At 72.6% G+C, this 10183-nt stretch carries 10 protein-coding genes and 1 pseudogene; 8 read left to right on the top strand and 3 right to left on the bottom strand.

Annotation, left to right across the window (positions count from 1 at the left end):
• The first annotated feature begins 148 nt into the window (after positions 1 to 148).
• From D6689_19370 to D6689_19360, 3 genes and pseudogenes are all read left to right on the top strand, one after another.
• On the top strand, positions 149 to 625 hold the full coding sequence (locus D6689_19370; protein RMH38536.1) for a prepilin-type N-terminal cleavage/methylation domain-containing protein: 477 nt from the start codon (positions 149 to 151) through the stop codon (positions 623 to 625).
• Complete coding sequence (locus D6689_19365) at positions 313 to 1788, top strand: prepilin-type N-terminal cleavage/methylation domain-containing protein (GenBank protein ID RMH38535.1); 1476 nt, start codon at positions 313 to 315, stop codon at positions 1786 to 1788. The genes D6689_19370 and D6689_19365 overlap by 313 nt, the downstream gene beginning before the upstream one ends.
• A pseudogene (locus D6689_19360) lies at positions 1785 to 1850 on the top strand (prepilin-type N-terminal cleavage/methylation domain-containing protein). The gene D6689_19365 and the pseudogene D6689_19360 overlap by 4 nt, the downstream one beginning before the upstream one ends.
• 513 nt (positions 1851 to 2363) lie before the next feature.
• Here the strand turns inward: D6689_19360 and D6689_19355 are convergent.
• The 3 genes from D6689_19355 to D6689_19345 form a co-directional block, all read right to left on the bottom strand.
• Complete coding sequence (locus tag D6689_19355) at positions 2364 to 2612, bottom strand: hypothetical protein (GenBank protein RMH38534.1); 249 nt, start codon at positions 2610 to 2612, stop codon at positions 2364 to 2366.
• 71 nt (positions 2613 to 2683) lie between these two features.
• The gene (locus tag D6689_19350) at positions 2684 to 3130 is read right to left on the bottom strand and encodes a hypothetical protein (protein RMH38533.1); all 447 of its coding nucleotides are present in this window, start codon (positions 3128 to 3130) and stop codon (positions 2684 to 2686) included.
• Positions 3127 to 3414: a hypothetical protein gene (locus tag D6689_19345; protein RMH38532.1), complete on the bottom strand. Its 288-nt coding sequence runs from the start codon at positions 3412 to 3414 to the stop codon at positions 3127 to 3129. Before D6689_19345 ends, D6689_19350 begins: the two co-directional genes overlap by 4 nt.
• Positions 3415 to 3467: 53 nt before the next feature.
• Here D6689_19345 and D6689_19340 point away from each other — a divergent pair, with 53 nt between their 5' ends.
• From D6689_19340 to D6689_19320, 5 genes are all read left to right on the top strand, one after another.
• Positions 3468 to 4343 (top strand): 2-oxo acid dehydrogenase, encoded by an 876-nt coding sequence (locus D6689_19340; GenBank protein ID RMH38531.1) that lies wholly within the window; start codon positions 3468 to 3470, stop codon positions 4341 to 4343.
• Between the two features lie 62 nt (positions 4344 to 4405).
• On the top strand, positions 4406 to 4912 hold the full coding sequence (locus D6689_19335) for a hypothetical protein (protein RMH38530.1): 507 nt from the start codon (positions 4406 to 4408) through the stop codon (positions 4910 to 4912).
• Positions 4872 to 6920, top strand: coding sequence for a hypothetical protein (locus D6689_19330; protein ID RMH38529.1), 2049 nt, complete (start codon positions 4872 to 4874; stop codon positions 6918 to 6920). The genes D6689_19335 and D6689_19330 overlap by 41 nt, the downstream gene beginning before the upstream one ends.
• Positions 6908 to 7921: a hypothetical protein gene (locus tag D6689_19325; protein ID RMH38528.1), complete on the top strand. Its 1014-nt coding sequence runs from the start codon at positions 6908 to 6910 to the stop codon at positions 7919 to 7921. Before D6689_19330 ends, D6689_19325 begins: the two co-directional genes overlap by 13 nt.
• A 159-nt stretch (positions 7922 to 8080) precedes the next feature.
• Complete coding sequence (locus D6689_19320) at positions 8081 to 9964, top strand: chloride channel protein (protein RMH38527.1); 1884 nt, start codon at positions 8081 to 8083, stop codon at positions 9962 to 9964.
• Positions 9965 to 10183 lie beyond the last annotated feature (219 nt).

Raw genomic sequence — 10183 nt, 5'->3', positions numbered from 1 at the left:
GTCGTCATCGAGCAGACGATCTCGCTCGGCGGCGGCGCCGCGTCGAGCGACGTTCCGTGCCCGGGGTACGCGCAAAAGAACATCACCGAGCTCGGCACGGGCTTCAACCCGTGCCTCGGATCGATCCAATCGGGGGAGGTCGAGACGTTTGCGCCGGGCAACTGAACGCACCGGTCGTTCGCGCCAGCCGACCGGCGAGCGCGGCTTCACGATGGTGGAGCTGCTCGTGACGCTCGCGGTGACCGTCATCGGGCTCGCGGGGCTCGTCGCCATCCACGGCTCGGGCATCAAGGCCAACCGCGTGTCGCGCGAATCGGCCGGTGCGATCGAGGTCGGCGAGCGGATCATGGAGGATCTGCGCGGCATCCCGGCCGACCAGATCGCGCCCCGGTTCGACCCCGACGGCACCCTGCCGGTCGACGTGCAGCTGGGTACCGTCACCGGCGGTCCGGTACCGTACGCCGTCCGCTTGATCGCCGAGGAGATCCCGGCGGACACCGACCTCGTGCGCATCCGCGTCGAGGTCAACTGGACCGAGCTCGGCGCGGCGCCGGGGGCCGAAGGGGGACGCTACGACCACCGAATCGTGCTCGAGATGATCCGCACGAAACTGGAGCAGCTGTGACTTCGCACGGCAACCGTCGTGCCGCGCGCGAGCGCGGCGTCACCTTGATCGAGCTGATGATCGCGCTCGTCGTCGCGTCGCTGCTCGTCGGCATGATCTTTTCGATCTACGTGCGCATGGCCGCCGCGTACCGCGCCGAGACGATCAAGGCGGAGCTGCAGCAGACGGTGCAGTCCTGTCCGGCGACGATCGCCGACGAGGTGCGCGTCGCGGGCTTCCAGATCACGCGCTTCCGCATTGCAAGCGGTTCGTTTGGGTCGACCGAGACGACGGACCTGCCACCGGTCATGGTCGACAACGACGCGGACGGATGGGGGCCGGACCTGCTGCGCGTGTTCTACGCCGACCCGACCGCGATCACGGCGGTGACCGGCATCACATCGGACCGGCAGGCGATCACGGTGGAGGACAACTCGGCGTTCATCGTCAGCGATATCGTCGCGCTCATCGCGCCGACGCTGGTCGACCCGGGCGACGGGTCGCCGCCGCGCGCCGAGTACGACGCATGCGTGCTGGCGGTGACCGGGAAACCCGATGCGACGACGGTGGAAGTGTCCGGCACGACCGGCGCGCCGTGGAATACGTCGACCAACAGCCACTGCGACGTGCCGGTGGCCGCGATCGGCACTGGGCAGGTTCAGCTCGCGCTGTTTCACGCGCGCGCCTACCGGATCGACCCCGAGCCGTCACGCCGGGCGATCGGGGTGTTCCAGATGTCGCCCACCGCCGGCATCGAGGCGGGGGATTGGGTCGACCTCGGCATCGGCTTTACCGACTTGCAGGTCGCGACCCGCTACGCCGAACCCGGCGACACGGCGGACGTCGATCAAGATGGCGACCCCGAACACGACTGGTATTCGGGCGACGACCAGGAGGGCGTCGCCCCGGCGACCGCCCGCCCGGCCAACTCGCAGCTCGTCCAGGTGAGCGTGGGCGTCGCCGTCCGCACGCACACTGAGATCCAGGGCGTCGGAAGCTCGGCGACGCCGGCGTTCATCGACGACTCGGACCCCTCGCTCATCCCGTTCAATCCGTTCGGCGACTCGCCGTCGATCGACCTCACGCAGGACCCGAGCGCGCTGCCGGTGCAGCACCGCGGGCGGCACATTTATCGGTCGACGCAAATGGTGATCGACGTGCGCAACATGGGAGTCGGCCTGTGACGCGACGCGAGCACGGCTTCACCCTGGTCGAACTCATGGTAGTGGTCGCGATCGTCGGCATCACGGCGACCCTCGCGATCGCATCGTTCGGCGGTCGCGAAAACGACCCGCTCGACGAGGCCTCCGCGGCATCCGCGTTGCTGCGGGAGGCGAGCCGCCAGGCGATCGCCGCGGGTCCGGTCCGCGAAGACGTCGCGCTCGCCAACAACCTGGTGGCTCGCACGCGCCTGCGCATCGCGCCCGACGGCGACGGCGCGGTCATCGCGCTCGAGCGCGTTGCCGAAGATGCGCCGCCGGCGACGACGTACGCGTGGGTGGAACTCAACCGCCACTACATCGGCGGCGACGTCGAGTTGTACGCGACCGCCGACGTCCCGGCGATCGACCCGGGCACGGTGACGCCGGTGCCGCTGGCGAGCCAGACCGAGGTGCTGTGCGAGCCCAACGGCCAGTGCTCCCCGAAGACGCTGTTCCTGCGCGACAAGCGCGACAGCGTGCGCCTTCGCGTAATCGTGCTGCCGTGCAACGGCAACCCCGCGGTGCTCGAGGGCTGGTGACCGATAGGGGACGGCCCCCTATTCGTCCTCGGCCGCTTCCCACCATTGGCACCACCAGTTCGCGCCCACGAGGATGCGCAGCTTCGGGTGCCAACAGTACGAGATCTTCTCGTCCGGGTTGAGGTAGTACAGGCAGTTGTCGCACCGCTCGTCGCCGTTGGGCACGCCGCGCAACACGGCGTCTTCAGCGAGGTGGCGGAGTTCGAGCGCTTTCTTCTCGTCGATCTCTTTGGGTTCCGGCTTGGGCAGATCGTCGAACGTGGCCATGGCCGCAGAGGCTACTACAATTGGCCCGGCCGCGCGCACCGCGGCGGCCGCGATGTGAGGCGCGCCCGCCGTCAACGCCGCCGTCGGCGCTTGTCGTCGGGGCAGGTCACCTGAACCGGCGCGGAGTCGTCGAGCGTGCAGTCTGTGACCGCCGCGCAGCCCGCCGCCTTGCACGCGGCCTCGCGGCTCGAAAAGCACCGGTTGCCGACCACGTAGAAGCAGTCCTTGCGCGCGCCCTGCCAGCGCCAGCGGTTCACTCGCTCCGACGGCATGCCGACGTGGTTTTCGTCCACGTAGTCTGCCGGCGGCTGGTACGGTCCCGGCGCGGCCGCGGCCTGGCTGCGGCTGCGCCGCGTCGTCGGCGCATCGACCGGCCCACCGCAGCCGGCGGCCAGTCCGAAGGCAACCGCATACGCGAGCCATCGCATCGAGGCGATCGTACTGCATCCGGCGCGCGATCGGGCCGCAAACGGACCGCGACCGTCGGGCCGCCGCGCGCGCGCCGCGTCCCGCGTCACCGGCGGCCGAGCAACCGGCCGCGCGCCGCCGCGCGCGCAACCCGCGGCACGCGGACGAGCGAACGCGCCAGCGCGAGCGCGAGCGACAGCGGCGAGTCGCCGCGCGCCTCGATCGCCACACTCCGGCCCGATTCGGCGTCCTCGAGCGCGCCGCGCGCGACGGTGCGGGTGCCATCGGAGCGGATCTCGACCACCAGGCGCGCGACCACCGGCGGCTCCGGCTCGCGCACGAGATCGGCGCGATCGCTCCGCGGATGACGGGCCGGCTTGCCTCGATCCACCATACGGCGAGCATACCGCGCCAGCGGCCGGCCGCGCCGCGCGATAATCGAGCGCGATGCCGAACCTCGAGCTACAGCACAAGCGCGACCTGTCCCCGTTTCGCCGCATCGCGATCGGGACGTGGGAAACGACCTACGACCCGTCGGTGTACGGCAAGCTGACGCTGCGGATGGAGCGGGCGCTCGCGTACCGCGACGCGTACCGGGCGGCGACCGGCAAGCGGCTCACCGTGACCCACATGATGGCCAAGGCGGTCGGCGCGGTGCTCGCCGACATGCCGGACGCGAACGCGATCCTGCGGTTCAACCGCATCTACCTGCGCAAGCGCATCGGCGTGTTCCTGCAGGTCGTGCTCACGGACCCGCAGACCGGCCAGATCGACCTCAGCGGCACCACGGTGTACGACCCGGAGCAGAAGTCGCTCGCCGACATCATCGACGAGTTGGAGCGCCGCGTCGAGCGGGTGCGCGCCGACCGCGACCGCCGGTTTCGCAGCTCGCGCGGCATGTTCCGGCGCGTGCCGTCGCTGCTGCTCAACCGCGTGATGAAAGCGGTGAGCTGGCTGAGCTACACCGCCAACCTCGACCTGCGATGGGCGGGAGTGCCGCGCGATCCGTTCGGCTCGGTGATGATCACGAACATCGGCTCGATCGGGCTCAGCGAGGCGTACGTGCCGCTCGTGCCGTACAGCCGGGTGCCGCTGGTGATCGCGATGGGCGCGGTGGAGGACCAGCCGGTCGTCGACGGCGGCGCGGTCGTCCCCGGCAAGGTGATGGCGGTCAACGCGACGTTCGACCACCGCGTGCTCGATGGCGCCCACGCGGCGCGCATGGCTCGCACCCTGCGCGCGTGGATGGAGGACCCGTTCGCACACTTCGACCCGCTGCCGGCGGACTCGCGGGCCGGCGCCGCCGGCAGCTCCCCGGCGTGACACGGGTCGCGACGTGCGCCGCCGCATTGCGAGCGGCCCGCCGTGCGCATATCGTCGTATCGATGCGGAACCTGGCACTGGCGGCCACCGCCGCGCTGGCCGTCGCGTGCGGCGGCGGTGACGGCGAGCCGGATGCGGCGTCCGCGTGCGCGATCGCGGGCGAGCCGAGCGTGGAACTCGGCGTACCGGACACCGTGACGTTCCTCGACTTCGAGCCGCTGGCGCCGGGAGGCGACATTCCGCTGTCGTCCAACGGCCAGACGTTTCTCGCCGTGCAGTTCGCGCTGCGCGCGCGCAATCTGTCGACGTCGGCGCACATCGGGTTGGAGGTGACGTACCAGCCGGCCGACGGTCCGGCCCGCGTCGCGCGCAAGGACGACACGCCGCTCGAGCGCCTGTTTTGCCGCGCCGACGGGTTTCTGTACCTGGTGCCCGTGGTCGTGTCGTCCGAAGACCTCGGCGACGACCTGGAGATTCAGGACAAGCCCGTGGACGTGTTGATGACGGTCACCGACGACGGCGGCCGCAGTGCGCAAGCTTCCGGTCATGGCATCCTCCGCCGCTTCTAGCGCGCCCCCGGCGGCGCCCCGGACGCTCGCCGCCGCCGCGGCAGCGCTCGCCGCCGCCCTCGCCCTCGCCGCCGCCCTCGCCGGCTGCGGCGGCGGCGACTCCGGCGAGTCGTGCACCCGAGCCGCCTGCCACGCGGGCATCGAGCAGGCGCATCCCGCGCCGCCGGAACTCACGTGCACCGCGTGCCACGGCGGCGATCCAACCGCGACGGACAAGGCGGCGGCACACGTCGCGCCGGCACCCGCGTTCGTCGCCGAACGCGACGGCTACATCAAGAACCTGTCGGTCGCCGAACTCGACCAGGTCGATCCCGACTACCTGCGGTTCGTCAACCCGGGGGACTTCCGCGTCGCGGAGCGATCGTGCGGGTCGGGAGCGCCGGGGGCCAGCGACACCGGCTGTCACCAGTCGCTCGTCTACGCGGCACAGCGATCGTCGATGGCGACGTTCGTCGGCCACTTCAACGTCCCGCGGTTCCAGGCGGGCCTTCAGGGGCGCGAGGCCGTGTTCGCCAGCCGCGATCTCGACGACCCGCTCGCGCCGGCGCCGCTGCCGCGCGGGACGGTAGCATCGGTCGTGCAGGCCGCGCCGCCGCCGGACGACGCGCCGCGCGATCAGGTCGCGACCGCGGTCGACCACTACCTCCCGAAAAACTGCACCCACTGCCACCAGTGGAGCTACGGCCGCAACGACGCGCGCGGCAACTTCCGGTCGAGCGGCTGCACGGCCTGCCACATGCTGTACAACGACGACGGCATCTCGCTGTCGGGGGACGCGTCGGCGGTGCGCGAGCGACCGCCGCACCCGGAGCGCCACGTGCTCACGACGGCGATCGACGAGAGCCAGTGCGAGCGCTGCCACTTTCAGGGCGCGCGCATCGGCCTGCTGTTTCGCGGGGTGGTCGAGTGGGGTTTCTCCGACGACCCGCCGTTTCCGAACATCGGCGAGTCGTTGCACAATCACCCACCCGAGTTCTATCTCGACGCGGCCAGCGACCCGGCGCATCCGCCCGACCTGCACTGGTCTGCCGGCATGGTGTGCGCCGACTGCCACGTCGGCCGCGACGTGCACGGCGACGGCCGCATCTGGTCGACGTCGAAGTTCCAGGTCGCGATCCGCTGCGAGAACTGCCACGGCACGGTGGACGAGCCGATCCGCGAGGGCCGCGCGACCGGCCCGCTGGTCCCGCCCGGCGCCGAGGACGATTGCGCGCCGACCGGCGGGCCGCCCGACCGGTTCTGGAACTGCGCCGGCGATCCGCTCGACCGCCTCGTGCGCCGCGACGACGGCATCTACCTGCAGTTGCGCATGGGCGGCGAGTTGCGCGTGACCCAGATCGCCGACAAGCTGGCCAGCGGCGTCAACCCGCGCATGGTCGAGGCGATGGGCCGCAACGACCGCGGGTTTTCCCACACCGAAGTGATCGAGTGCGACGGCTGCCACACGGCCTACCGCCAGTACTGCTTCGGTTGCCACGTGACGATGGACTACGGCCAGTCGAAAAAGGACCTGCTCACCGGCGCAGTCACCCCCGGCGCCGAGGTCACCGGCCGGATGGGCGTGTCGCTCGACCTGTACTTTCTCGGCGTCGACCGGCGCGGCAAGCTTCGGTCGATGTGCCCGTCGATGGCGGTGTTCTTCTCCGGCGTCGACCGCGACGCCGACGGCAATCCAATCGAGCTGTACGCCGACCGGGTACGGCGCACGGCGAGCGGCAAACCGGGCTACAACTGGGCGGTCGACATGCCGCACGTGACATCGTTTACACCGCAACCGTGTTCGCGCTGTCACGCCGACTCGGGCGCGGCGTGCGACGACGCCGCAGCGCGCGAGGCGTACGGCTTCGGCACCGGCCGGTTCATGGCGACCGACGGCGACGGCGCGACCTACGACCTGAGCCAACTGCGCGCCGCCGATGGCGAGCCACTGGTGGACTTCTCCCACGAAGGCCAGGGGCCGGTCCCGATGGACCAGGTCCAGCGCGCGTTGAGCGTATGCGCCCCGTGAGTCGCGCGGCCGCCGCGGCGGCGCTGGCCGCGGCGCTCGCGGCGTGCGGCGACGATCCGGCGCCAGCGTGGACCGAGGTGCTCGGCCCCGACCAGGTCGACCGCGCGTTGCTGAGCGTGTGGGCCGGCGGCCCCGACGACGTGGTCGCCGTCGGCGGCGGCCTCGGCAACGGCCTCGGCGCGATCGCGCTGCACTACGACGGCACGGCGTGGACCGAGATCGACACCGGCTCCGGCGACACGCTGTGGTGGGTGTGGGGCGACGGCGGCGGCGACGTGTACGCCGTCGGCGAACGCGGCCGCGTCGTCCGCTGGGACGGCGCGCAGGCCGTCGCGATGGCGACGCCGACCGAACTCACCCTGTACGGCATCTGGGGCGCCGGCGGCGACGTGTGGGCCGTCGGCGGCGACGCGCTGGCCGATCCGCCGGCCGGCGTGATCCTGCGGCTGGTGGACGGCCAGTGGATCGACGCGACCCCTGACGGCGTCGACGCGGCCCTGTTCAAGGTCTGGGGCGCGGCCGCCGACGCGGTGTGGGCGGTCGGCCAGCGCGGCGCGATCTGGCGGTGGGACGGCGACGCGTGGCGACGCGAGTCGTGCGGCGACGTGACGGCCACGCTGTTTACCGTGGCGGGCGGCGGCGGCGAGGTGTGGGCCGTGGGCGGCCCGCCGGCCGTCGCGTGCCGGCGCGCCGCGGACGGCTGGACGGTCGAGGATCCGGGCATCCCGGCCGGCATCTTCAACGGCGTGAGCCGCGCCGACGACGGCGACGTGTACGTCGTCGGCATGGGGGGCGTGAAGCTACGTCGCAGCCCGGACGGGGCGTGGCGCGACGACACCGCGCAGCCGCCGGTCATCGATCTGCACGCGGTGTTCGCCGGCGTGCCCGGTCACGCCTACGCGGTCGGCGGCAACTTCTACGCGCCGGGCGGCCCGGGCGTGGTTCGCGTCGGCGCGCTCGGCCACTTCGGGGTCGAGCCGCCGTCGGGCGAGCTGCGGTGACCGCGTAGCGCGCGGACCGCGATCGCACCGCCGCGCCGCGGACCGCGATCGCGCCGCGCGGTCGGCACCCGGCTGCGCGCCGCCGCCGGGTGCGCCGGATGGCGCGCATCCGCGCCGCCGCCGCTTGACGCGCGCGCGCGCGTGCGCTTGTTTCGATCGGTGGCCGAGCCACCCTCACGCGGTCCCTTCACGCTCGACGCGCTGCGCGACCTGCTTCGCACGCCGTCGACCGTGCTCGCGTCGTGGCAGGACGTCGACCTGCAACAGATGTGGCGGCTGCTGCTGCAGTCGCTGCTCGTCGGGGCGCTCGCCGGCTGTTTCGCCACGCTGTTCTTCGTCGCGATCGAGTGGGCGCACTGGTTCGCACTGGACGAACTGGCGCGGCTGCCGCTGCCCCGCGCGGGGGGCGAAGCCCACGTCACGCCGGAGGCGGCGGCGGGCGCGACGCGCTGGTGGCTCGTCGCCGTGCTGCCGGCGGCCGGCGCGCTGGTGGCGGGCCTGCTCGTCCACTACCTGGCGCCCGCGGCGGCCGGCCCCGGAGGCGACGCCTACATCGCGACGTTTCACTCGCGGACCGGGCAGATGCAAAAGCGCATCCCGGTCGTCAAGGCGATCGCGTCGGCGCTCACCCTCGGCACCGGCGGCGCGGCGGGTCGCGAGGGGCCGACGCTGCAGGTGTCGGCGGGTATGGGCTCGCTGTTGGCGCGCTGGCTCAAGCTCGGGCCGCGCGAGCGCCGCATCTTGCTGGTCGCCGGCGCGGCGGCCGGCATCGGCGCGATGTTCCGCACGCCCCTTGGCGCCGCGCTGTTCGCGGTCGAAGTGCTCTACCGCGACGACTTCGAGAGCGACGCGCTGATCCCGGCGATCATCGCGTCGGTCACCGGCTACTCGATCGTCGTGCTCGCGTTCGGCAGCGGCCACGTGTTCGCCACCGAACACCGCTACGCGTTCGACCCCCGCGCGCTGCCACTTTACGGGGCGATGGCCGTCGGCCTGTGCTTCGTCGGCGCGCTGTTCACCAGCCTGCTGCACGCCGCCGAGACGCGCATGTTCGCCAAGCTGCCCGTGCCGGGCTGGGCGCGGCCGGCGATCGGCGGGCTGCTGCTCGGGTTGCTCGCGCTGTGGATGCCGCAGGCGCTCGGCGCCGGCTACGGCCTGGCCCAGCACGCGATCACCGGCGTCGACGGCGACCCGCAGGGCCAGCGCCTCTGGCTCGTCCTGTTCGGCCTCGCCGCGCTCAAGATGGTCGCGGTGTCGCTCACGATCGGCTCGGGCGGAGCCGGCGGCGACATGGGCCCGTCGCTGGTCATCGGCGCGCTCGTCGGCGGCGGCTTCGGCGTCCTGTTTCACCAGCTCGCCCCGAGCGTCGTGCCGCAGCCCGGGGCGTTCGCGCTCGTCGGCATGGCCGCGTTCTTCGGCGGCATCGCCAACGTGCCGATCAGCTCGCTGTTCATGGTGTGCGAGCTTGCCGGCAGCTACGACCTGCTCGTACCGCTGATGCTCGCCGAGGCGATCGCGTATGCGGCGCTGCGGCGGGTGACGCTCTACCGCAGCCAGGTCCGCAGCCGCATCGAGTCGCCCGCCCACCGCGACGCGGCGGTCGCCAACCTGCTGCGGTCGATCCGCGCCGGCGACGTAATCGACCGCGGCGCGATGCTGCCCGAGGTGGCGCCCGGGGCCCACGTCGACGACGTGCTGCGCGCCATGGCGGAGGGCGACGCACCGGCGGTGCTCGTCGCGCGGCCGGACGGCAGCCGCGGGATCGTCTCGCTCGACGCGCTGCGCGCCGCGCTGCTGGTCGAGGCCCACCCGTACGTGATCGCGGACGACGTGGCCGTGCCGGTGCCGCGCGTGCGCGAGACCGACGACCTGTACACCGCGCTGCGCGCGTTCCGCACCACCGGCGCCGCGGCGCTGCCCGTGTGCGCCGCCGACTCGGACGCCGTCGTCGGCATCCTCCGCCACGACGCGCTCGATCGCGCGCTCGACCGCGCGGTCGCCGCGCGGCTCGATACCGAGCCGGTGGCGGACCGGGAGGCGTAGCGGCCATCGGCCTCGGGGGCCGACGGCACTGCGCGTCCGCGGGCACCGCGACCGCGCGCGCCATGCGATAATCCGTCCGGGAGTGCACCCGTCTGCGATCGCCCTCGCGAACCCCACGCGATGCCGGCGGCGTCGGCCGTCCTCGACCGGGGCCGCGCTGGCTTCGCCGGCCCGATTTGCTGGCCCCGCGATGTGCCGCGCGATCCTCGGTAGCGGACC

The sequence above is a fragment of the Deltaproteobacteria bacterium genome (assembly GCA_003696105.1).
Taxonomy (GTDB): domain Bacteria; phylum Myxococcota_A; class Polyangia; order Haliangiales; family J016; genus J016.
Note: the sequence above shows the minus strand (reverse complement) of the source record. Positions and strands in the feature narration are given on the sequence as shown.

Bases quoted from the DNA above. Each gene is read 5' to 3' on its own strand.
- D6689_19355 (RMH38534.1), bottom strand. From the start codon at position 2,612: ATGGCCACGTTCGACGATCTGCCCAAGCCGGAACCCAAAGAGATCGAC.
- D6689_19345 (RMH38532.1), bottom strand. From the start codon at position 3,414: ATGGTGGATCGAGGCAAGCCGGCCCGTCATCCGCGGAGCGATCGCGCC.
- D6689_19340 (RMH38531.1), top strand. From the start codon at position 3,468: ATGCCGAACCTCGAGCTACAGCACAAGCGCGACCTGTCCCCGTTTCGC.
- D6689_19335 (RMH38530.1), top strand. From the start codon at position 4,406: ATGCGGAACCTGGCACTGGCGGCCACCGCCGCGCTGGCCGTCGCGTGC.
- D6689_19325 (RMH38528.1), top strand. From the start codon at position 6,908: ATGCGCCCCGTGAGTCGCGCGGCCGCCGCGGCGGCGCTGGCCGCGGCG.